The organism is Nocardia sp. NPDC051750, from assembly GCF_044453135.1.
In the GTDB taxonomy this organism is placed as follows: domain Bacteria; phylum Actinomycetota; class Actinomycetes; order Mycobacteriales; family Mycobacteriaceae; genus Nocardia.
The window spans coordinates 1,102,751-1,125,008 of record NZ_JBITCK010000001.1 but is presented as its reverse complement, the minus strand read 5'-3'; the positions used below and the strand labels follow the sequence as shown (position 1 = coordinate 1,125,008).

At 67.7% G+C, this 22,258-nt stretch carries 21 protein-coding genes and 1 tRNA gene; 9 read left to right on the top strand and 13 right to left on the bottom strand.

Annotation, left to right across the window (positions count from 1 at the left end):
• Window positions 1-103 precede the first annotated feature (103 nt).
• Complete coding sequence (locus ACIA75_RS04875; protein ID WP_397099953.1) at window positions 104-760, bottom strand: TlpA family protein disulfide reductase; 657 nt, start codon at window positions 758-760, stop codon at window positions 104-106.
• On the bottom strand, window positions 757-1,518 hold the full coding sequence (nth, locus tag ACIA75_RS04870) for an endonuclease III (protein WP_397100939.1): 762 nt from the start codon (window positions 1,516-1,518) through the stop codon (window positions 757-759). Before nth ends, ACIA75_RS04875 begins: the two co-directional genes overlap by 4 nt.
• 178 nt (window positions 1,519-1,696) lie before the next feature.
• On the opposite strand from nth, the gene ACIA75_RS04865 reads away from it, so the two are divergent.
• Together ACIA75_RS04865 and ACIA75_RS04860 are read left to right on the top strand one after the other, a co-directional pair.
• The gene (locus ACIA75_RS04865) at window positions 1,697-1,936 is read left to right on the top strand and encodes a hypothetical protein (protein ID WP_397099951.1); all 240 of its coding nucleotides are present in this window, start codon (window positions 1,697-1,699) and stop codon (window positions 1,934-1,936) included.
• 152 nt (window positions 1,937-2,088) lie between these two features.
• A complete protein-coding gene (locus tag ACIA75_RS04860; RefSeq protein ID WP_357243108.1) occupies window positions 2,089-2,763 on the top strand; it encodes a Crp/Fnr family transcriptional regulator in 675 nt (224 codons plus the stop codon).
• 82 nt (window positions 2,764-2,845) lie between these two features.
• Here ACIA75_RS04860 and ACIA75_RS04855 read toward each other — a convergent pair whose 3' ends face one another.
• The 3 genes from ACIA75_RS04855 to ACIA75_RS04845 form a co-directional block, all read right to left on the bottom strand.
• Window positions 2,846-3,640 carry an MBL fold metallo-hydrolase gene (locus ACIA75_RS04855; protein WP_397099949.1) on the bottom strand — a complete coding sequence of 265 codons (795 nt, stop codon included), beginning with the start codon at window positions 3,638-3,640 and terminating at the stop codon, window positions 2,846-2,848.
• Between the two features lie 75 nt (window positions 3,641-3,715).
• Window positions 3,716-4,201 (bottom strand): RidA family protein, encoded by a 486-nt coding sequence (locus tag ACIA75_RS04850; RefSeq protein ID WP_397099947.1) that lies wholly within the window; start codon window positions 4,199-4,201, stop codon window positions 3,716-3,718.
• Between the two features lie 5 nt (window positions 4,202-4,206).
• Window positions 4,207-4,371, bottom strand: coding sequence for a DUF4177 domain-containing protein (locus ACIA75_RS04845; RefSeq protein WP_280402308.1), 165 nt, complete (start codon window positions 4,369-4,371; stop codon window positions 4,207-4,209).
• Window positions 4,372-4,538: 167 nt separating this feature from the next.
• Here ACIA75_RS04845 and ACIA75_RS04840 point away from each other — a divergent pair, with 167 nt between their 5' ends.
• Together ACIA75_RS04840 and ACIA75_RS04835 are read left to right on the top strand one after the other, a co-directional pair.
• Window positions 4,539-5,558, top strand: a complete 1,020-nt coding sequence (locus ACIA75_RS04840; RefSeq protein WP_397100937.1) for an ArsA-related P-loop ATPase — start codon at window positions 4,539-4,541, stop codon at window positions 5,556-5,558.
• A complete protein-coding gene (locus tag ACIA75_RS04835) occupies window positions 5,555-6,694 on the top strand; it encodes an ArsA family ATPase (RefSeq protein WP_397099944.1) in 1,140 nt (379 codons plus the stop codon). Before ACIA75_RS04840 ends, ACIA75_RS04835 begins: the two co-directional genes overlap by 4 nt.
• A 103-nt stretch (window positions 6,695-6,797) precedes the next feature.
• Here the strand turns inward: ACIA75_RS04835 and ACIA75_RS04830 are convergent, their stop codons facing one another.
• A complete protein-coding gene (locus ACIA75_RS04830; protein ID WP_397099942.1) occupies window positions 6,798-7,121 on the bottom strand; it encodes a WhiB family transcriptional regulator in 324 nt (107 codons plus the stop codon).
• 355 nt (window positions 7,122-7,476) lie between these two features.
• Here ACIA75_RS04830 and ACIA75_RS04825 point away from each other — a divergent pair, with 355 nt between their 5' ends.
• A complete protein-coding gene (locus tag ACIA75_RS04825; protein ID WP_397100935.1) occupies window positions 7,477-9,855 on the top strand; it encodes a penicillin-binding protein in 2,379 nt (792 codons plus the stop codon).
• A gap of 51 nt (window positions 9,856-9,906) precedes the next feature.
• Here ACIA75_RS04825 and ACIA75_RS04820 read toward each other — a convergent pair whose 3' ends face one another.
• Complete coding sequence (locus tag ACIA75_RS04820; RefSeq protein ID WP_397099940.1) at window positions 9,907-10,371, bottom strand: GatB/YqeY domain-containing protein; 465 nt, start codon at window positions 10,369-10,371, stop codon at window positions 9,907-9,909.
• Window positions 10,372-10,575: 204 nt separating this feature from the next.
• On the opposite strand from ACIA75_RS04820, the gene ACIA75_RS04815 reads away from it, so the two are divergent.
• Window positions 10,576-11,538, top strand: coding sequence for a metallophosphoesterase (locus ACIA75_RS04815; protein ID WP_397099938.1), 963 nt, complete (start codon window positions 10,576-10,578; stop codon window positions 11,536-11,538).
• A 76-nt stretch (window positions 11,539-11,614) separates the two neighbouring features.
• Window positions 11,615-11,688, top strand: a tRNA-Pro gene (locus ACIA75_RS04810).
• Window positions 11,689-11,719: 31 nt separating this feature from the next.
• Here ACIA75_RS04810 and ACIA75_RS04805 read toward each other — a convergent pair.
• On the bottom strand, window positions 11,720-12,328 hold the full coding sequence (locus ACIA75_RS04805) for a TetR/AcrR family transcriptional regulator (RefSeq protein WP_397099936.1): 609 nt from the start codon (window positions 12,326-12,328) through the stop codon (window positions 11,720-11,722).
• 106 nt (window positions 12,329-12,434) lie between these two features.
• Here ACIA75_RS04805 and ACIA75_RS04800 point away from each other — a divergent pair, with 106 nt between their 5' ends.
• Window positions 12,435-13,691 (top strand): FAD-dependent monooxygenase, encoded by a 1,257-nt coding sequence (locus ACIA75_RS04800; protein WP_397099934.1) that lies wholly within the window; start codon window positions 12,435-12,437, stop codon window positions 13,689-13,691.
• A 227-nt stretch (window positions 13,692-13,918) separates the two neighbouring features.
• Here the strand turns inward: ACIA75_RS04800 and ACIA75_RS04795 are convergent, their stop codons facing one another.
• The 5 genes from ACIA75_RS04795 to ACIA75_RS04775 form a co-directional block, all read right to left on the bottom strand.
• The gene (locus tag ACIA75_RS04795; RefSeq protein ID WP_397099932.1) at window positions 13,919-15,217 is read right to left on the bottom strand and encodes a glycerate kinase; all 1,299 of its coding nucleotides are present in this window, start codon (window positions 15,215-15,217) and stop codon (window positions 13,919-13,921) included.
• Between the two features lie 34 nt (window positions 15,218-15,251).
• Complete coding sequence (locus tag ACIA75_RS04790) at window positions 15,252-16,751, bottom strand: SLC13 family permease (protein WP_397099930.1); 1,500 nt, start codon at window positions 16,749-16,751, stop codon at window positions 15,252-15,254.
• The gene (locus ACIA75_RS04785; RefSeq protein ID WP_397099928.1) at window positions 16,748-17,410 is read right to left on the bottom strand and encodes a response regulator transcription factor; all 663 of its coding nucleotides are present in this window, start codon (window positions 17,408-17,410) and stop codon (window positions 16,748-16,750) included. The genes ACIA75_RS04790 and ACIA75_RS04785 overlap by 4 nt, the downstream gene beginning before the upstream one ends.
• 3 nt (window positions 17,411-17,413) lie before the next feature.
• Window positions 17,414-18,829 (bottom strand): sensor histidine kinase, encoded by a 1,416-nt coding sequence (locus ACIA75_RS04780; RefSeq protein ID WP_397100932.1) that lies wholly within the window; start codon window positions 18,827-18,829, stop codon window positions 17,414-17,416.
• A 1,130-nt stretch (window positions 18,830-19,959) separates the two neighbouring features.
• Window positions 19,960-20,451 carry a hypothetical protein gene (locus tag ACIA75_RS04775; protein WP_397099926.1) on the bottom strand — a complete coding sequence of 164 codons (492 nt, stop codon included), beginning with the start codon at window positions 20,449-20,451 and terminating at the stop codon, window positions 19,960-19,962.
• A 437-nt stretch (window positions 20,452-20,888) separates the two neighbouring features.
• On the opposite strand from ACIA75_RS04775, the gene ACIA75_RS04770 reads away from it, so the two are divergent.
• Complete coding sequence (locus ACIA75_RS04770) at window positions 20,889-22,235, top strand: serine hydrolase domain-containing protein (RefSeq protein WP_397099924.1); 1,347 nt, start codon at window positions 20,889-20,891, stop codon at window positions 22,233-22,235.
• Window positions 22,236-22,258 lie beyond the last annotated feature (23 nt).

Sequence of the window (22,258 nt, the reverse complement as noted above, 5' to 3'; positions counted from 1 at the left end):
TCGGCGGAGGCCGGAGCGAAGGCGGAGGTATCGCATCACGAAATCTCCCTCGATGCGTTTGCATGCGGTCGGCGGGGGCCGCAGCGAAGGCGGAGGTATCGCATCATGCGCTGACTCCCAGTGCACCCGCCACAGTGTTGGCGATATCGGTCACATCGCGGAACGGCCGGGCGACGTATTCGGCAATGGAACCATCCGGCCGGATCAGCACGGTGATCGGCAGCGCGTTCGGCGCCTGCGCCGCCGCCCGGACCCGGGCCTCCGGATCCTGCATGGCCGCGAGGTGTAATTCCGGGCGGTGCTGTGCCCGGAGCTCCTGATTGAGCGCGGCGAGCAATGCGAGCGCTTTCGCCTCGTCCGGATCGCTGTGCACGGTCAGCACCCGCACCGCGGGCCCGGCTCGGTCCGCGTATTCCTGGAACAGCGGCAGCTCGGCACGGCAGGGTTCACACCAGTAGGCCCACAAATTCAGCACCATCGGCTCGCCGGTCATCCGGCCGGGTGCGGCTGCGGCTCCGTCGGACAGGCAACTCAGCACGATATCCGCCAACGGACCGGCCGCTGCCGGGGAAGCGGAGTCCGGGGGGCACTCCGCCACGCCCGAAGCCTGCCGCAACGCGGGATCGATCTGCTGTGCCGGTTCCGGACGCACACCGGATTCCCCGGAATCCGATCCACGCGGCCACAGCGCCACCACCGCCGCCAATGCCACGATCACCGCCGTCAACGCCCATTTCCAGAAAACCGGTACTCGGCTCAACGGCCCACCAGTTCGAGCAGATGCGCCGCTTCCGGACCCTTGACCAATGCGGCCGCACTATCCGGATCGGTCGGACCGGCGCCGAACGACGGACAATCCTTGGCCAGGACACACACACCGCAGGCGGGTTTGCGGGCATGGCAGACACGGCGCCCATGGAAGATCACCCGATGGGACAGCAGTGTCCACTCCTTGCGTTCGATGAGCGCGCCCACGATGTGCTCGACCTTGACCGGGTCCTCCTCGGTCGTCCAGCCCCAGCGCCGCACCAGACGCCCGAAATGGGTATCGACCGTGATACCCGGAATTCCGAAGGCATTACCGAGAATGACATTGGCAGTCTTACGCCCGATGCCGGGCAACCGGACCAGCTCCGCCATCGTGTGAGGCAATTCACCGTCGTATTGTTCGAGCAGGGCCTGCCCGAGACCGATCAGCGAGTTGGTCTTGTTGCGGTAGAAACCGGTCGGCCGGATGAGTTCCTCCAGCTCCGTACGGTTCGCCTCGGCGTACGCGCGGGCATCCGGATACGCGGCGAAAAGCGCCGGAGTGGTCATATTCACTCGCACATCGGTGCACTGCGCGGAAAGGATCGTGGCCACCGCGAGTTCCAGCGGTGTCCCGAAATCCAGCTCGCAATGCGCATCCGGAAATGCCCGCGCCAGCATCCGGTTCATCCGGCGCGCGCGGCGCACCAGTCCCAAACGGGTTTCCGCCGGTCGGGAACGACTTTTCCGATTTCCGACCCCACCGGACACCGCGGGTTCCGCGCTTTCCGTGGCAGTGCCGGAAAGGGGGCTTCCAGCGGTATCGGAGGGGGTGATTCGCACCCATCCACCATACGGAACCCTCCGACAACGTTGCCCTGCCAGTTCTGGTCCCGTATTCCATCTGAGACCTCGACCGTGTTTACTACCCGGCATGCAAGGACTCGCTGTGGCGCTCTTCCCAGTGGTGTTGATGCTGTTCGCCCTCGGCATGGAACGAGTGGAGAACCGTCTTCGCAAACTTGTCGAGCCCGACGAGGAAGTTCAGGCCTACCTGGACAAGGCCAGCAACGCCGAGGTCAACGAGCTGACAAAGCTCGGCCTACCGGCGGCGGTGGCGCGTATGCGCAAGCGCCGCAATCGCAGCGAGGAGGCCGGGGAGTCCCTCGATATCGCTCGCGCGAGCTGATCCGTACGCCCGCTGCACTGCTCCGGCCCGATCCCGGTAACCTTCCTTACGTGGTGTCTGTCACTGCGCGCCGATAAGGCCGCGTAGACTGCACTGTCGGCCGAACCACTTCGGTCCGACGACTACAGCCATTCCCGATAAGGAGCACATTCGTGGACGAGGCCCTCGCCAGAGCAGGCATCTTCCAAGGCGTTGAGCCCACCGCGGTGGCTGCGCTCACCAAACAGTTGCAGCCGGTGGATTTCCCCCGCGGCCACGTCATCTTCAACGAGGGTGAACCGGGTGACCGGCTGTACATCATCACGTCCGGCAAGGTGAAGCTCGGGCGGCGTTCCCCGGACGGCCGGGAGAATCTGCTGACCATCATGGGGCCGTCGGATATGTTCGGCGAGCTGTCCATCTTCGATCCGGGCCCGCGTACCTCCACCGCCACCACGGTGACCGAGGTCCGTGCCGTCACCATGGACCGTGACGCGCTCAAGTCCTGGATCGATCAGCGCCCGGAAATCGCCGAACAGCTGCTGCGGGTGCTGGCCCGCCGGCTGCGCCGCACCAACAACAACCTCGCGGACCTGATCTTCACCGACGTCCCGGGGCGGGTCGCCAAGGCGCTGCTGCAGCTCGCCCAGCGTTTCGGTACGCAGGAAGCCGGGGCGCTGCGGGTCACCCACGATCTGACCCAGGAAGAGATCGCTCAGCTGGTGGGTGCCTCCCGCGAGACCGTCAACAAGGCGCTCGCCGATTTCGCGCATCGCGGCTGGCTGCGCCTCGAGGGCAAGAGCGTGCTGATCTCCGATTCCGAACGGCTGGCGCGCCGCGCCCGCTGATTTCGTGCCCGCCGAGTTCAGCGAAGTCTGAGGGAGCCCGGGTCGCGCGGCAGCGCTACCCGGGCTTCACCCCATTACGCCGTCAGGCGCCGGTTTCCGACCGCAGATACGTCAGCTGCGATTCGACCGAGCTACGCGCCGCGGGCCACAGGCTTTCGTCCACGTCCACGTACACCTTGCGCACCACAGCCATCGCGTCGGCGTCCGCGCCGAGTTCGTCCAGCGCGGCCCGGACCTGCGCGAGCCGCTCGTGCCGGTGTGCGATGTAGTACCGCGCCACCGGCTCCAGGTCGGGGTGGTCCGGTCCGTGCGCGGGCAGCAATGCCAGTCCTGCGCCGGCCTCCAGGAGCCGGTCCATCGAGCACAGGTAGTCGCGCAGCGTGCCGTCACGGTCCAGCACGGTGGTACCGCGCCCGAGGACGGTGTCACCGCTCAGCACCGCGTCCGCGAGCAGGAAGCTCACCGAATCGGCGGTGTGTCCCGGCGTGTGCAGCACGGTGATCCGCAGACCGGCGACTTCGATGACCTCACCGTCGGTGAGCGGCGCGACATCTCCCCGCAGGAACTCCGGATCCATCGAGCGCACCGGTGACCCGGTCAGCCGGACCAGTTCGTCGATCCCGCCGGTGTGGTCGGGGTGGCGATGGGTGATCAGGGTGAGCGCCACCGCACCGCCGGTCGCCTCGGCGATCGCGGCGATATGTTCCGGCATATCCGGGCCCGGATCCACGACCACACAGTCGGTATGCCCGGGTGCGCGCAGGATCCAGGTGTTGGTCCCGTCCAGGGTCATCGGCCCTGGATTGTTCGCGAGCAGCACCGCCGCCGACGGCGTGACGGCACGCAATTGCCCGTAGGCCGGATGAGTGAGTGTCATCTACGACACCTCCGATCAGAAAGCGGCACAGTCGAATCTACGGGCCGCGGCGCGACCCCGCCGGTCCTGTCCTGTCTATCGGACCTCGGCGATCAGTTCGACCTCCACCGGGGTGTTCCTGGGCAGTTCGAAGACCCCGACCGCCGATCGCGCGTGCGCGCCGGCCGGGCCGAACACCTCGCCCAGGAATTCCGAGGCGCCGTTGATCACCAGCGGCTGGTCGGTGAATCCGGGTGCGGAGGCCACGAAGCCGACCACTTTCACGATCCGCACGACCTCGTCGAGGCCCACCAGATCGTGGACCGCGGCCAGCGCGTTGAGCGCGCACCAGCGGGCCGCGAGCACCGCGTCGCCGACGGTGACTTCCGCACCGACCTTGCCGGCCGCCGACAGTTCACCCGCGACGAACGGCAACTGCCCGGAGGTGTACACGTACGATCCGGTGCGCACCGCAGGCAGGTAGGCAGCAACCGGTGCCACCACCTCGGGCACCGTCAGTCCCAGCCGGTCGAGGTTCGCCCGCCATTCGGTGGCGGGTCCGTGCTCGGTGGATTCCCCCATGGCGCTTACTGCTTCGGCCGCTTGAGGTACGCGACGTGCTGTTCCCCGGTGGGGCCGGGCAGCACGGTCACCAGTTCCCAGCCGTCGGCGCCCCACTGGTCCAGGATCTGCTTGGTCGCATGGGTCAGCAGCGGTACGGTCGCGTATTCCCACTGGGTGATATCGCTCATGCGCACCGAGCGTACTGGGTACCCGGCCGGACTCCGGGCGCAGGACCGGTGTCGCCGAACAGGTGTCGTATCCCGGTGTCTGGTACACCACAGAGCTGCGAACCGGAGTATGCGGGCATCCGTCCAGTCCGGGTTATAGGCTCGCGACCGTGGCAGAACCAACGACGATGTCGGAATCGGCCGAACCGGATCGGAAAACCGGGTGGCCCGAACGTGCGGCGAATGCCCGTCTGCACTACGTATCCGGTAAGGGCGGCACCGGTAAATCCACGGTCTCCGGCGCGCTGGCGCTGGCGCTGGCCGCGGGTGGGCGGCGGGTGCTGCTGGTCGAGGTCGAGAACCGGCAGTCGATCGCGCAGTTGTTCGATCTGCCGCCGCTGCCACCCACCGAAACGAAGATTGCCACCGCGGACGGCGGCGGCGAGGTGGTGGCACTGGCACTCGATATCGAGCACGCGTTCCTCGAATACCTCGAGATGTTCTACAACCTCGGGTTCGCCGGGCGCGCCATGCGGCGGATGGGTGCCATCGATTTCGTCACCACCATCGCGCCGGGCCTGCGGGATGTCATCCTGACCGGCAAGATCAAGGAGTGCGTGGTCCGGGCCGGCAAACAGGGGCGCCCGGCCTACGACGAGGTGGTGGTCGACGCCCCGCCGACCGGTCGGATCGCGAGCTTCCTCGATGTCACCAAGGCGATGGCCGAACTCGCCAAGGGGGGCCCGATCGCCGGGCAGGCCGAAAGCGTCTCCCGGCTGCTGCACTCGGACCAGACGATGATCCATCTGGTCACTCTGCTCGAGGCGCTCCCGGTCCAGGAAACCCTCGACGCCGTCGCCGAGCTGCGGGCGAACGACCTGCGGATCGGCAGCGTGATCGTCAACCGCGCCGCGCAGAGCCCGCTGAGCACCGAAACGCGTGGTAGCGCGGCGGCCGGCGAGCTCGATACCGAGGCCCTGCGCGCGGGTTTGGAAGCCGCCGGAATCAGCCTGACCGCGACCGATTTCGCCGGCCTGCTCACCGAGACGGTCGAGCATTCGGCGACGTTGAGCGCCCAGGACCAGAGCGCCGCGGACCTGCTGGATCTGGATATCGCGCGATTGCAGTTGCCCACCCTGGCGGAGGGTATGGATCTCGGTGGTCTCTACGAACTAGCCGCCTATCTGAACGAACAGGGAGTCCGATGAGCACCCGACCGGCGGGCCCGGTGCCCCTGGATATCTCCGGCATCCTCGCCGACCCCACCGCGCGGGTCGTGGTGTGCTGTGGTTCCGGCGGCGTGGGCAAGACCACCACCGCCGCGGCGATCGCGCTGCGCGCGGCCGAACAGGGCCGCAAGGTCGTGGTCCTCACGATCGACCCGGCGCGGCGACTGGCCCAGTCGCTGGGGGTCGCCGATCTGGACAACAGTCCGCAGCGCGTCGCCCTGGGACCGGAGGCCAAAGGCGAACTGCACGCCATGATGCTGAACATGCGGCGCACGTTCGACGATATGGTGCTCGAGCACACCACCCCGGACAAGGCCGAACAGATCTTCGCCAACCCCTTCTATCAGGCAGTCGCCTCATCGTTCGGCGGCACTCAGGAGTACATGGCGATGGAGAAACTGGGCCAGCTCGCCGGGCACCGGGAATGGGATCTCATCGTCGTGGACACCCCGCCGTCCCGTAATGCGCTGGACTTCCTGGACGCGCCGAAACGCCTCGGCAATTTTCTCGACGGCCGGATGATCCGGGTCATCATGGCACCCGGCCGTGGGGTCGGGCGTTTCGTCACCGGCGCGATGAGCCTGGCGGTCCGCGGGGTGTCCACCATCGTGGGCGGTCAGATGCTCAAGGATGCCTCGAACTTCCTGCAGTCGCTGGAATCGCTGTTCGGCGGATTCCAGGAGCGGGCCAACCGCACCTTCGCGATGCTCGCCAAACCCGGCACTCACTTTCTGGTGGTCGCCGCTCCGGAACCGGACGCGCTGCGCGAAGCGTCGTTCTTCGTGGACCGGCTGTCCACCGAGAAGATGCCGCTGGCCGGACTGGTGCTCAACCGGACGCACCCGGTGCTGTGCTCATTGCCGGCCGATCATGCCCTCACCGCCGCCGACCGGCTCGCCGAAGCCGACCCGCTCACGGCGGGTGTGTTGCGCGTGCATGCCCACCGGGTCGCGACCGCGCGGCGTGAACAACATCTGCTGCAGCGGTTCACCGGAGCCCACCCGCGGGTGCCGATGGTGTCGGTCACCGCGCTGCCGTTCGATGTCACCGATCTGGCTGCGCTGCGGGCCGTCGGGGCTCAGCTGGCGGGTGCGGAAACCGAGGCCGCCGGGTGACCCTCTGCCCATAGCCGCAGGCTCTCGCCCACCGACCATTCGGCCGCCGGGCACTCGAGAATTCGAGTGCCCGGCGGCCGTCGGTCGTCTTATCGGGAATTCACTACATCGCTATCTGGTGCTGACGCTGGGCATGGAAGAAGTCCGACCAGGAGGTCACCTCCGGATGTTGCTTGAGCAGCGCCCGTCGCTGCCGCTCGGTCATACCACCCCACACCCCGAACTCGACCCTGTTGTCCAGGGCGTCCGCCCCGCACTCCATCAGGACCGGGCAGTGCCGGCAGATCGTCGCCGCTTTGCGCTGGGCCGCGCCGCGTACGAACAGCTGATCGGGATCGACTTCCTTGCATCGGGCCTGGGAAACCCAGGCGATCCTCGCTTCGGCCTGCTCTACGTCCAATCGAGCGACGGGGGTTGTCATGTGCATTTGGTGTGCCCCTTTGCCAGTCCGAACACCGGGTCACGGCGCTCCGGAATCGCGTGTACTCCGCAGCAACCCGAACCCCGCTGCGAAGTGCACCACATTCCACATTGAGTGTTAGCTCTATCACACTGAGCTCTCAATCTAGGTAAAGGTATGCCGCGAGCGCAAGACCGGATGATGACTTTTTGGTACGACCGTCCCTGCGACACCGGAGCCGTTGCCCGCCCCCACGCCCGAATATGCACGTCAGGCGCCCTCGTCCGGTCCGGCCGCACAATCGGCGAATCCGGGGACACAACACCGGATGTCCACACTTCACGGACGCCGAACGGCAACCCTCTACGCTGGTGCTGTGCCGATGACACGTGCGCTCCTCAAGCTGGCGGGCAGCTGTCTACTCGCCTCCGTACTCGTAGCCGGAATGTTGTTCCCGGTCGCCGGAGGTTTCGGATTCGTCTCGAATCGCGCCGCCGACGCCGTCGACAACGTGTCGGCGGAACTGGTCGAGGGAACCGTGCCCGCCGTGTCAACCATGGTGGACGCAGCCGGGAACCCGATCGCCTATCTGTACGAGCAGCGCCGCTTCGAGGTGCCCAGCGATCAGATCTCCAACGATATGAAGCTGGCCATCGTCTCCATCGAGGACAAACGCTTCGCGGACCATCACGGCGTCGACTGGCAGGGCACCATCCGCGCCTTCCTCACCAACACCAGCAGCGGTGAGGTCCAGCAGGGCGCCTCGACCCTCGACCAGCAGTACGTGAAGAACTTCAACCTGCTGGTGGTCGCGAAAACCGACGCCGAACGCCGGGCCGCCATCGAGACCACCCCCGCGCGCAAGATCCGCGAGATCCGGATGGCGCTCACCCTGGACAAAGAGCTCAGCAAGGACGAGATCCTCACCCGGTATCTGAACCTGGTGCCGTTCGGCAACTCGTCCTACGGCATCCAGGACGCCGCCCAGACCTACTTCGGTATCGACGCCAAAGACCTGAATGTCGGGCAGGCCGCGATGCTGGCCGGCATGGTGCAGAGCAGTTCGAAGCTGAACCCCTACACCAACCCGGAGGGGGTCACCGACCGGCGCAATACCGTCCTGGACACCATGATCCAGAACATCCCCAGCCGGGCCGAGGAGTTCCGCGCCGCGAAGAGCCAGCCGCTGGGCGTCCTCCCCGAGCCGAAGGGCCTGCCGCAGGGTTGCATCGCTGCCGGTGATCGCGGCTTCTTCTGCGATTACGCGCTGCAGTACCTGGCCGAAGCGGGGCTGAGCCAAGAGCAGATCCAGAAGGGCGGATATCTGATCCGCACCACCCTGGACCCCGCCGTACAGGATTCGGTCAAACGCTCGGTGACCGAGCACGCCGACCCGCACCTGCCGAATATCGCCGAAGTCATGTCACTGATCGGCCCCGGCCAGGACAAGCATCCGCTGGTGGCAATGGCCAGCAGCCGGACCTACGGGCTGAACCGGGAGGCACACGAGACGCTGCTCGCCCAGCCGTATTCGATGGTCGGTGACGGCGCGGGCTCGGTGTTCAAACTCTTCACGACCGCCGCGGCGATGGAGAAGGGGATGGGCATCAGCGCCCAGCTCGACGTCCCGGGCCGGTTCGACGCCCGCGGGATGGGTAACGGTGGCGCCCCGGGCTGCCCGCCCGCCACCTATTGCGTCGAGAACGCCGGCAACTACCGGTCGCCGATGTCGGTGACCGATGCGCTGGCCACCTCCCCGAACACGGCCTTCGTGAAACTCATCCAGGCTGTCGGCGTGACCCCCACCGTGGATATGGCGGTCCGGCTCGGCCTGCGCTCCTACACCGAACCGGGGAGCTCCGGATTCGACAACCAGAGCCTGGCCGACATGATCAAGGGCCAGAACCTCGGCTCGTTCACCCTCGGCCCGGTCGCGGTGAATCCGCTGGAGCTGTCCAATGTCGCGGCGACTCTCGCCTCCGGCGGGACCTGGTGCCCGCCGTCGCCGATCGCGGAGGTCATCGACCGGTACGGCAAGCCGGTTCCGCTCACCGAGCAGGCGTGCGAACAGGTCGTCGAACCGGGTCTGGCCAATACGCTGGCCAATGCCATGGGCAAGGATCACGATCCCGGGGGCACCGCCGGTGGGGCGGCCGCGGCGGCGGGCTGGAGCGGGCCTGTGGCGGCCAAGACCGGAACCACCGAAAGTCACCGCTCTTCGGCGTTCGTGGGCTTCACCAATTCGCTGGCCGGCTCGGTCTACGTCTACGGCGACAGCCCGACGCCCGGGGAGATCTGCTCGTTCCCGCTGCGCAACTGCCCGGCGAGCGACGCCAACGGTCTCTTCGGCGGTAACGAACCCGCCAGGACCTGGTTCAAAGCCGTGAAGGATGTTTCGGGGAACTACCCGCCACCGCTACTGCCGCCCCTGGACGAGAAGTATGTGCGCGGCGCCGAGAACGCCCAGGTTCCCGATGTGGTCGGGATGACGTCGGCCGAGGCGACCGCCGCCCTGACCGGTGCCGGTTTCAAGGTCACCTCGGTGACCTCGCCCGGTTCGGCCCCGAAGGGCACCGTCACCGGATCGACCCCGAACGGTTCGGCGATTCCGGGGTCGCAGGTGACGATCTACCTCAGCGACGGCACCATCCGGGAAGCGCCGGCGCCGGGACGGCCCCCCGCCCCGGCCCCGAACGCGCCGGGGATACCGCTCCCGCCGTTCCTCCCACCGATCCCCATTCCGGTGCCGATCCCCCGGTGAGTCCGGCGATGAGGCGCGGCCCGCGGAGTTCGGGACCGCGGCTCATCGAGCTCAGAGCCGCGCCTTCACCGCCGCCGAGATCCGCGAACCATCGGCCTTACCGGCGGCCAGCCCGGTCGCGACCTTCATGACCTGACCCATCTGCCGCTTACCGGGTCGCTCACCCAGTTCCTCCGCGACCTGGGCGATCGCAGTGTCGGCGACATCGGCGACCTCGGCGTCGGTCAACTGGGTGGGCAGGTATTCGTCGATGATCCGCGCCTCGGCGTGTTCGTTCGCCGCCAGCTCGCCACGGCCGGCCTGGGCGTAGACTTCCGCCGCCTCGTTACGTTTCTTCGTTTCCTTGGTCAGCACCGCGATCACCTCCGCATCGGAGAGCTCCCGGGCTTCCTTGCCGGCCACCTCGGCAGTCTGCACAGCGGCCAGCAGCATGCGCAGCGTGTTCAGCCGCAGCGTTTCCTTCGCCTTCATCGCTGCGGTCATATCGGCGCGCAGTCTCGATTTCAGTTCCGACATGGGCGCAACGGTAGCCGCTGCACCTCGCCACGCCCATCGGATTATCGGTCCGCGCCGGGCGTGTCCACATGCGGTTATCGCATTGTTTCCCAAGGCCACAGGCCCGGTGGACGCGTACCGGGGCCGGTCATCCGCCCGCCACGCCGCCGTAACTGTGGCTCAACACGCTGCGCACAGCGCGTGCTGGTCACCTATGCTGGGCAAATGCCCGTGATCTCGACGTCGGCCCTGCGCCGGACCGCGTTCGGCGCCGCCGGAGCCGCGGCTGCCGGAGTCGGCTACGCCTCACTGATCGAACGCAATGCCTTCGTTCTCCGCGAAACCACCATGCCGGTGCTGCGGCCGGGTTCCGCCCCGCTGCGGATATTGCACATCAGCGATCTGCACATGACACCCGGGCAGAAGCTCAAACAGCAGTGGCTGCGCGAACTCGATCGGCTGGAACCGGACCTGGTGATCAACACCGGGGACAACCTGTCGCATCAGAAGGCCGTGCCCGCGGTGGTGCAGTCGCTGGGCCCGCTGCTGTCCCGTCCGGGGCTCTTCGTCTTCGGCAGCAACGACTACTTCGCGCCGGTGCCGAAGAATCCGCTGAAGTACTTCGACAAGAATCACAAGCGTGTGCACGGCGCTCCGCTGCCGTGGAAGGATCTGCGCGCGGCGTTCACCGAACGCGGCTGGCTGGATCTCACGCACACCCGCCGCGATATCGAGGTGGGTGGTATCCGGATCGCCAGCGCGGGCGTCGACGACCCGCATATGCAGCGCGACCGCTACGACACCATCGCCGGCGCCCCCAACCCGCTCGCCGATCTGCGGCTCGGCCTCACCCATTCCCCCGAACCGCGGGTGCTGGACCGCTTCGCCGAGGACGGCTACGACCTGGTCCTGGCCGGCCACACGCACGGCGGCCAGCTGTGCCTGCCCGGATACGGCGCCTTGGTCACCAACTGCGATATCGACCGCTCCCGCGTGAAGGGCCCGTCCAAGTGGGGCGCCCACACCCGACTGCACGTCTCCGCCGGGATCGGCACCTCACCGTGGGCGCCCTACCGCTTCTGCTGCCGCCCCGAAGCGACTCTGCTCACCTTGGTCGCGGTGCCGCCGAAGAAGCCGGCCGCCGATTCCGGCCGGGGCGTTTCGACCTCGCAGGCCGTCGCCCGGTAACACCGGAAAATGGGCCTCGAGCAGCCGGTTTCTTATCCGGACCGAACCTGATGTAAGCTACGTCAGGTTCGCTTCACGGGGTGTGGCGCAGCTTGGTAGCGCGCTTCGTTCGGGACGAAGAGGTCGTGGGTTCAAATCCCGCCACCCCGACTCGTGTGGTCGAGACACGATAGACCCCTGATCAGCTCGTCTGATCGGGGGTTTTCTCGTTGGCAGGACCCTTTCCGCCGCTCAGCGCCGATATCGCCGCACCGAGCTGCGCTCCGGTGGGCAGGGCGCCCTCCGGGTGGCTCATCCACTGCATCACCAATCCGTTGAGCACGATCATGTAGAGCCCGGCGAGTGCGCGGGCGTGTGGCGGGTCCATTTCCGGATGTGTCTCGGCCAGCGTGGTCGCGATTTCGGCGATCCCGAATTCACTCAACTCCCCCATCCGCGCTTGTTCGCTCGGCGTCCGGTGGACCCGGGCCAAGTTCTCCACACTCGCTACCAGCACCTCCCGGTTCCGCGCGAACAATTCCGCGATCCCCTCCCACACCTGCGAAAACGCCGCGCCCGGCGACTGTCCCGCGGTGGCGCGGATCCGGTCCTCGAGGTCGTCGCCGATCACCCGGCCGGTTTCGTCGGTGAAAGCTTCGGTGAGGAGGCGGTCTTTTGATCCGAAGTGGTAGCCGATGGCGGCCAGGCTCACGCCGGCTTTCGTGGCGATATCCCTGGCCGTGGTCGCGGCGAATCCACGCTCGTAGATGCAGGAGCGCGCGGCGGCCAGCAGATCCTCCTTGTTTCCCATGACACCACTCTAGCCGATCGTCTTAGACATTTGTTCTAGACAGCCGTGCTATTCCTGTGTTAGACATTTGTCTAAGACATTCGAACAAGACTTGAGCGAGGAACCGATGACCACACGCCCCACCGCGACCACCCCCCGAGTGCTGATCTCCGGCGGCGGTATCGCCGGCAATGCCGTGGCCTTGCAACTGTCCCGCGCCGGCATCCGGCCGACCCTGATCGAACGCGCCCCCGCGCCCCGCCCCGGTGGCCAGGCCGTCGACCTCCGCGGACCCAGCCGGATCGTCGCCGAACAGATGGGGCTGATGCCGGGCATCAGCCGCTACCAACTCGACGAGCGCGGCATGGTGCATGTCGACGCCGCCGGACGCGAAATACTCCGAATGCCCGCCGACCTCTTCGGCGGAAACGGCGCTGTCGCCGAAATCGAGATAACCCGAGGTGATCTGAACCAGGTCCTGCTGGAGGCGATTTCCGATGCCGCCGGCCGGCCCGGCTGCCCGGGGGTCGACTACCGGTACGGGGAATTCATTCGCGAACTGCGGGAACACAGCGGCGGTGTCCGAGTGAACTTCGCCTCCGGCACCACCGAGGAATTCGACCTGGTGGTCGGCGCGGACGGCCTGCATTCGGCCACCCGCCGGCTGGCGTTCGGGCCGGAAGAGCAGTTCAGCACCTATCTCGGCGCCTACATCTCTTACTTCACCATGCCCACGCCGGCCGGAATCGAACCGCACTGGATGACCATGCACTCGATGCCAGGCGGAATCGTGGCCGGGTTCCGGCCGGATGCCGACTCCACCACATCGAAGGCGATGATCATCATCCGATCCGCCGCTGATCCGGCACTCCGGCGCGACACCGCCGCCCAGCAAGAGCTCATCCGGACAAGCCTCGCCGGCGGCGGCTGGACGACCGGCACCATCATCGACGCGATGGAACGGGCCGACGACTTCTATTTCGACGAGCTCGCCCAGATCACCATGCCCCGCTGGACGACCGGACGGATCGCGCTGGTCGGCGACGCCGGCTACTGCGGGTCACCGCTGAGCGGTCAGGGCACGGCCATGGCCCTGGTGGGCGCCTACGTACTGGCCGGAGAAATCCTCCGCACCCCAGGCGATCCGGCCGCCGCCCTCACCCGTTACGCCGAGACACTGCGACCGTTCGTCGACACCGCGCAGCAGCTCCCGCCGGGCGGGGTGAAGGTAATGGCCCCACGCACCCGGGCCGGAATTCGGGCCGCTCACGCCGTTGCCCGCCTCTCGACGTCGCGCGTGATGCAGCCCCTGATGACCCGCATGCTGTCGGAGACCGAGGATTACAGCCTCCCGGACTACACAGCGACACCTGCAGCGCACTGACCACACGCTCTCGGACGACCCCGAAGTCGATTGGACGATCCTCGTCGGAACCGGCCCCTCGCGGACCAGGACAGTCACCGAGCCACGCGATGGAGGATTCTCCGGAACCGCCGCGTCGGGAACCTCCTCCGGGTTCGCGGGCTGCCGCACCCGAAGCTACTCGGTCGCGTCGGACGCCCGGCCGAACCGTGCGGGCACCGAAATCGCACGGCACGGCGGAACTCATCTCATCGGTGCCGACCGCGGACCCGTCCGCGGGCCGCACCGATCCGAGGCCCGGTAGCGCGCCGGACACCGAGGCCGACGGGACGGACGGGACGGCCCGAGCCGCGTCCCATCCGTACCGAGAGGGCGCCGCCGACCAGCAGCATGCGCATCATCCGTTCGGCGGCATCGGTGAGCAGACGTTCCGCATCGGCCACCGCGTCGGCCAGGGCCATCGGCACCGGGATGATCGACGCGATCGCCCCGATACCGACCTCGTGAACCAGCGGCGCTCCCTCCCCCAGCGAGCCGGCCAGAGCCACCACCGGCACACCGTGCAACCGGGCGCGGCGGGCGATTTCGGCGGGTACTTTCCCGTGCGGGGTCTGCAGGTCGATCGCGCCCTCCGCGGTGACGACCAGATCGGCCCGGGCGATACGGCGGTCCAGGTCTGCGCCGGTGAGCCCGGAGTCCAGCAGTGCGTCGAAGCGCGAGCGCAGCCGGGCGCCGAGCCCGCCGGCCAGGCCCGCGCCGATCCCACCGGACGCGCCGGTCATCGGCCCGGTGCGCAGATCACTGCCGGCCCTGCCGTCACGTTCGAGTACCGCCGCCCAATTGTCCAACGCGGACGACAGCGCCTCGACCTGCGCGGGCGTGGCCCCTTTCTGTGGCCCGAACACCCGCGCGACACCGCGCGGCCCGCACAGTAGGTTGTGCGGATTTCCCGCCACCACGATCTCGGCGCGTGCCAGCCGCGGGTGCAGACCGGACAGGTCCAATCGGGCGGCACGCGCGAGTTCGTAGCCGCCGCTGCCGATTTCCCGGCCCGCAGCATCGAGGATCCGGGCACCCAGCGCCTGTAACGCACCGGCGCCACCGTCGCAGGTACCGGAATCACCGCACCCGACAACGATCGTCCCGGCGCCCGAGTCCAGGGCCGCGCCGATCAGCTGGCCGACCCCGAAAGTCGTGGTAACACCTGGATCTCGCAGTTCCCGCGGCACGTGTCGCAAGCCCGCCGCGGCGGCGACCTCCACCACGGCAGTCCCCGGTGCCGCGGCCCCCAGCCGCGCCCACTGCGCTCGCACCGGGATGTTCACCGGACCTACCACGTCGAGGTCGCGCAGTATTCCACCGGTCGTCCCGGCGAGCATGGCCGCGGTGCCCTCACCACCGTCGGCAATCGGGGCAAGATCGATATGCACACCCGGCAGCACCCGCCGCAGACCGGCGGCTATCGCGCACGCCACGGTCCCGGCTCCGAGACTTTCCTTGAAACCGCTGGGGGCGACGAGTACGCGCTGCGGAAGGGGTAGGGACATCGGGATGCCTTTCGAGAGTGTCGAGCGCGTTGGGTCAGGGCGTGGGAGTCAGTCCCAGATGCGGCCAGACCCACAGTGCGAACGCGAGGAGCAGCGCGACCGATAACGGGGCGAGGACGGCGGAGTATCGCAGCAGATGGCCGGATCGGAATCCCGGAACGGTGTCCGATCCGGCGAATACGGCCATCGGCTTCGCCGAACTGGTCATGGTGTGGCAGTAGCCCGCGGCCGCCGTCGAAAGAAATGCCGCAGCCGCCGCGTCCACGCCGACCGCCGGCGCAGTGGCGACGATGAGCGGGACCAGCACGGCCGATCGTGCCGAACGGGACTGGATCATCAGATGAGCCATGAGGGACACGACGACGGTGAGAACCAGGAAAACCGTGGCCGCGGCAGGGCCCAGTGAACGCACCGGATCGAAGATGAGGCCGCCGAGCCACGCGGAGGCGCCGCTGGTGGTGAGGGCAATTCCCAGGCAGAGCGTGGCGGCCATGAACAGCAGGAGTGTCCACGGAATCGTTTTCGCCGCGGCGGGCAGGGTCGTACCGCCTATTTTCGGGGCGGTGGCGGCCAGGGCGCCGAGCACGGCGACAACCGCCGGATCGATATCGTGCAGGGCCTCCGTGCACCACAACACCACGACCGCAGCCAGCACGATGAGCACACGCCGCTGCGGCCCGGAGAGCGGCCCGTGTACAGCGTTCCCGGGCGCTACCTCGGCGAAGGCCGCGGTAGGCACTCTCAGCGGCGTGCGCCGCTCGGCGCGGTCGGCGAAGAGAGCGAGCGCGATCTCCGCGGCCAGATGCGACCAGACCACCGCGAGGGGCAGGCCGAGAATCAGCCACTGCACGAAGTGGAATCCCTCACCGGTGACCGTGGCGACAATTTCGCTGGTGATGAGATGTGCGCCCGCACCGAGAAGCGAACCCACCGCGGAGAACAAGATCACCGAGGGAATCCCGACCGCGAGTGCCAGGACGAGTTGCGGCCGATGCCGCAGCACCTCGGCGAGGGCCAGGAAGACCGGAAGCGCCAGGGCGGCCCGGCCCGAGGTTGCCGGAATCGCGAAGGTGGTGACCAGCAGAACGGCAGTGAGGAGGTGGACCAGCTGGCGCGGCGTACGAGCGATGGTGAGCACCCGCGCGGCGATTCGCGCCGGCAAGCCGGTCGCGGTGACGGCCGCAGCGATCAGAAACGACCCGACCAGCAACCAGATCACCGAATCGCCGAGAGTTCCGGTGAAAGTCTCGGTATCGATCGGGCCGGTGACGACGAGGGCCACCGCCGCGCCCAGCGCGACGTAGGTGTCCGCGACCGGCGCGAAAACCCACATCCAGATGGCGGCCACGAAGACAACGAGCGTGATCAGCGCCTCCCGGCTGAGATCACCGGCTGCCGCCGCGGCCAGAAAACTCAGGCAGACAAGGACGCCCGCCAGCGCGGCGAGCAGCGGTGGCCAGGCGGTCCGACCAGCGGGAGGCGGTGGGACCGCGGGTCGGCGACGGGGTACTGTCCGGAACTCCGTCGCTGTCACGAGAACCGGTATCCCATCCCGCGCACGGTCTGCAACCGCTGGGCACCGATCTTTCCCCGGAGCGCCCGCACATAGACATCGACCACATTGGAGGCGGGATCGAAGTCGTAACCCCAGACCTGCCCGAGGATCTGCTCCCGGCTCAGTACCTGGTCGGGGTGCCGCAGGAATACTTCCAGCAGACCGAATTCACGTGCGGTGAGATCGACCGTCCGGCCCTCGACGCGCACCCGCCGGGACCGCAGATCGAGGCTCAGATCGTTGTGCGACAACGAGTCCGACGGCGCACTCGCCATCGTGTCGTCCTGTAGACGCAGCCGCACGCGCGCCAGGAGTTCTGCGAACTGGAACGGTTTGGTCATGTAATCGTTGGCGCCGCCCTCGAGGCCGGCGACCGTATCGTCGACGCTGTCGCGCGCGGTGAGCACCACCACCGGGGTCCGCACGCCTTCGCCGCGAAGCCGGCGCAGCACGGTGAACCCGTCCATCGACGGGAGCCCGATGTCGAGGATCACCATATCGAAGGCACCCGAGCGGGCCATCAGCAGCGCGGTCTCGCCGTCCGCGACGTGTTCGGTGGTGTACCCCGCCGCGCGCAGGCCTTTTCCGACGAACGACACGATGTGCACATCGTCTTCCGCGAGCAGGATCCGGCTCATGCGCTATCCCTTTCGTTCGTTCTGGTCAGCGTCGTCGCGACCGATGGGATGGGCCGGATCGACCGGCAGGTCGAGTCCGAAAGTTGCGCCGTCCCCGGGCACACTGCGCACCCAGGCCGACCCGTGGTGTGCGTCGGCAATCGCCCGCACGATGGCCAGGCCGAGCCCGGCGCCGGAACGCCGGTCGGCACCGGAACTGTCGGCCGGAGCACCACGCCGGAACCGGTCGAAGATCACCGGCGCGTCCTCCGGGGATACGCCCGGCCCCTGGTCGGAGATCCACAGCGATAACGTGCGAGCGGATTCGGCACCGCTGAACCGCGAGCCCAGCTGCACGGTGGTCCCATCCATCGAATAGCCGACCGCATTCGCCGCGAGTTGCAGCATCGCCTGGGTGACCCGCTGCGCATCGATCCACGCGGTCCCCTCGGCGACCTCCATCAGATGCCAGCGCCGCTCCCCCAGGGGCTGCACCTTGGATTCGATATCCAGCATCGTCTGCGCGATATCGACGGGACGCCGCACCACGAAATCCGGCTGTTCGGCCTTAGCCAGCATCAGCAGGTCGGAGACCAGGCGCCCCATCCGGTTCAGTTCGGAATCGACGAGGGCCAGCGTGCGGCGCCGTTCCTCCGGATCATCGGAGAGCAACTCCAAGTGCCCGCGCACCACCGTGATCGGCGTGCGCAGTTCGTGGCCTGCATCGTCGACGAACTGCCGCTGGGTCGTATAGGCGTGCTCGAGTCGATCGAGCATATCGTTGAAGGTCTCCGCCAGCGCCGCGATATCGTCGCGTCCCTCCACCGGAACACGGGCGGTGAGATCCGTTTCGCCGATCTCGGCGGCCACCGCCCGCACCGTGCGCACCGGCAGCAATATGCGCCCGGCGACCAGGTAGGCGACACCGGTGGTCAGCGCCAGCCCGGCCAGCGATACCGCGGCGACGGTGCGCATCGTCCGGTCCACACCCGCACGCGCGACTTCGGTGAACGCGGCAACCACGAACGATCCCCGGTCGCTCCCGGATTCGACGTCCACCCGGCCCCACCGCATCTCGCCGGCCGCCGAGGCGACCACCCCGGACGTCTTCTCCGGTATCGCCGTCGCCGTGAACAGGTCTGGGTCGGCGGCGACGACAGCGGGCAGGTTACCCCGGATGCCACCGAGTTGCCTGCCGTCGACGATCCCCACCATCACCTCACCGTCGATCGGCGACTGACGGAGCAGATAGGTCTCGAGCAATCGCTCCACCGAGGTGAACGGTTGGGTCGTGGTGGGGTCCACACCCTCGTCGGCGAAGGTACGGAATTCGTCGGCCTCCTGAGCGATATCGGCGTTCGCCCGGGTGTTCACATCGCGCAACAGCAGATTCCGGGCGGTCACCAGCACCACGACCAGCAGCACGAATGTCGTGAGCATGATCCAGGCGGTGATCTTCCACCGGGCCGGCAATCGCGATCCCCGCCGAGGCGGTACCCGCCGGTCGGCCGCCGGGAGGCCGGCTGTCGACGGGGTGACCGATCCGGATGGCTGCAGAGGTAACACCACCGTGCCGAGAGAATGCGGGGGGTCGCGATCAATCATCACTGTCGAACTGGCCATCGGAGTCCGGCTGATCATCCGCGTCGTCATCGAATCCGCCGTCGGCGTCATCGTCACCCTGCTGCGGAACCGGAACCGGAACCGGAACCGGAGCCGCGGGCACGGGTGCTGGTGCTGGTCGACCAGGTACGGGCGCAGGAGCCACAGGTCCAGGAGCCGGGGCCATCGTCCCGGAAGCAGACGGCGGGCCGGACGGCCCCGGCACCGGATGCGGTGGGCCGTCCCCCTGATTGTGCCCGGGCGCTGGGGCGGGCGGGCCCGGATCCTCCCCGGCGCGCTGCGCCGTCGACGCGGTCGGCGCGACACTCACCTCGACCGACGAGGGATCGAGCTCTGGCTCCGGAGAGCGGGTCAGGGCAAAACTCACCAGTACCACGGCAGCGGCACCGGCCAGGACGAGCGCGGCGGCAAATGAACGAGAACCGGACATATCAGCCACTATGCCCAACCTCGATGACCCCACCGTGAGACCCGGATGAGGATTTCTTCATCAGCACACGCGAACGACCGGCCGGACGATTCGACACTGCTTCGTCCGGCCGGTCGCTGTCTGTGGGCGCTGCCGTACCGATTCTCGAACGGTTACCTTTCGCGGTGGCGGACCGGACGCACCATGTTCACCGGTCCACCACTGAGCATCCGGAAGAGCCGAACGTTTCGACGGCTGCCGCCGGCCCGGTCACCCCGCGAGACCGGGTCGGCAGACGGCACCCTGCCCGTGAGCCGGTCTGTCACCCCGCGAGACAGACCGACCCACCCGGTCACCCAGCTCCCCCGCTGGTCGACCGGCCCCCCGGGTGGTTCCGGAGCTCCTCCCCGGACACCGGAACCACCCGCACCCCCACCGGATCCCCCACGTCCCCCGGATCCGCTCTTTCCGGGATGCGTACCGGGTCCTCCCCAGGCACCGGTCCGCATCCCGCCCCCTCTTTCAGCGGCGTCGTCGACTACTGGCAGGAGTCGAAGACGCCGAGCTCGGTGCGACCGTCCTTGATCAGGTAACCGGTCGCGTACAGTTCCGTGCTCGCCACCGGGTTCTCGCCGTCCGGTGCCAGCCACTCCACCTCTTGGACCACCGAGTAAGCGTTCGGGTCGTTGCGGAGGACGTCCACCTCGGTGTCGTCCATCTCGGCGGGCTCGGTATCACCCGCGCGTCCGCTCTCCCATTCGCCGGCCCCGGCCAGGACACCCTGGGCCGAGTCGACGATCACCGTGCGGTACCGGATCTGCTGGCGTTGCCCGGGCTGGTAACCGGCCTGGGCAAAGATCACCGGCGCGTCGATTTCGATCACGATCTTGTCGTCGGAATGAGTACAGGTGGCCTGGCCGGTGACGGCGGCACCCGGCTCACCTTCGGTGGCCGCGGCGGGTCCGGCGGTGAAAACCACGGCGGTGGCGGTGCCGGCCAGGGCGAGAGCGGTGGTCAGCTCGGTGATCATCTACGGGTTCCTGTTCGCGGTGTGAGTGCCGGGTTCGTGCTCCGGCATGACTCAACAATGCGGCCCCGTACTTGGCACGCCCTTAACGTGAACTTATAACGCTGCGAACACGATCCGTCACAGGCCGATCAAGGTCGCAGTACGGTCCGAGCGGGTGCACCGGTATCTGTGTATCTCGGGCATCATGGAGGACATCCGCTACGACAAGAGTGGGAGTGTCGATGGATACGTTGGTCCTCTGGGCGCTGGCCTGTGTGGTCTATTGGTTCGGCTTGCTGTAGCCGCGCCCGCACCGACCTCGGGACGGCACCGCAGCACGAGTGCCGTCGACAGGACGCCCCTGATCGATCCGCGATCGATCAGGGGCGTCGCGTATCCACGGCCGCTCCGGCTCGGCGATACCGGTACTGCCGACCACCCGGCATTACTGTGTGCGCATGGCGCGTTTCGGTGGGCTCCTGGCGGGAGTCGCGGCGGTAACACTGGTGGCAGGACAGGTTTTCGCGGCCCAGGCACACGCCACACCCGCGGAGGTCGACTGTGCGGTGAGTTCCGGGCGGGAACCGCAGCGGGCGCAACCGGAACAGGTGGGCCTGGACACGCACCGACTGTCCGACGCGCTGACCTTCGCCGCGAGCCGGAACCGGCTGAATGTCCAGGTCTTCCGGCACAACTGTCTGGTCGGCGAGGGCCCGGCGAACGACCGGACCGGGCATATCCCGTGGAATGTGTGGAGCGTGACCAAGAGCGTGATCTCACTGCTCACCGGGATCGCGGCCGAGCAGCGCCTGGTGGATATCCACGCCCCGATCGACCGGTATCTGCCACCGGGCCTCGGCGACGCGCGGCGCCGGGCGATAACGGTCGAGAATCTGCTCACCGAAACCTCCGGCATGCGTACAGGGGTGGTCACCGAGGGCCTCACCGGCGCCGTCCCCCTCGATCCCAACAGCGCGGTGCAGGCCCTGGGCGTACCACTGGATCACGAGCCCGGCACCGTGTTCACCTACAGCCAGCGCACCGTGGACCTGCTCTCCTATGTGCTGGAATGCGCCGTCGGCGAACCCCTGCAGGAGTTCGCACAACGAGAACTGTTCGCACCGTTGGGTATCGAACGAGGTGACTGGTACTGGGCACGCGACCGCTCCGCCCACACCTACGGCTACGCGCATCTGCTGATCCCGCCGGACGATCTGGCCAAACTGGGCCTGCTCGTCGCGAACAACGGTAATTGGAGCGGGCGGCAGGTTGTGTCCGCGGAGTATCTGGCCCGGGCGATCACGCCGTCACCGGCGAATCCGTGCTACGGGTACCTGTTCTGGGTGGGGCCGGGTTGCGCGGAGAACCCTTCGTTCCTGCCGCCGGACACCTACTCGATGTCGGGTATGGGGTTGCAGAACGTGTTCGTGGTGCCGAGCCTGGACCTGGTCGTGGTGTGGACCGGTGTTTTCGGCAACGTCAGCAAATACGGGCCGGCCGGCATCATCCAGAACTTCGATGAACTGCCGCACGAGTTCTTCCGCCGTTTGCTGGCCGCGTTCCGGGAACCGCCGGTCGCCGATCCGGGCCCGTACGTGGAACCGCCGTTGGCGGTGGACCCGGATTCGTATATCGACACAGATATTCTGCTGGCCGTCTTCGGTATCGGCCCTTCGGCGTACCCGGGCTGCGATGTATTCGCCTGCCTGGGCGAACCGCTGGCCGCACCGTTCAGCGATGCCCCACCGGGATGCGCACTGCTGGTGTGTCTGGGGACGGATCCGCGGACACCGGGGATCCACTGAACCACTGTCCCCGGCGCACCGGA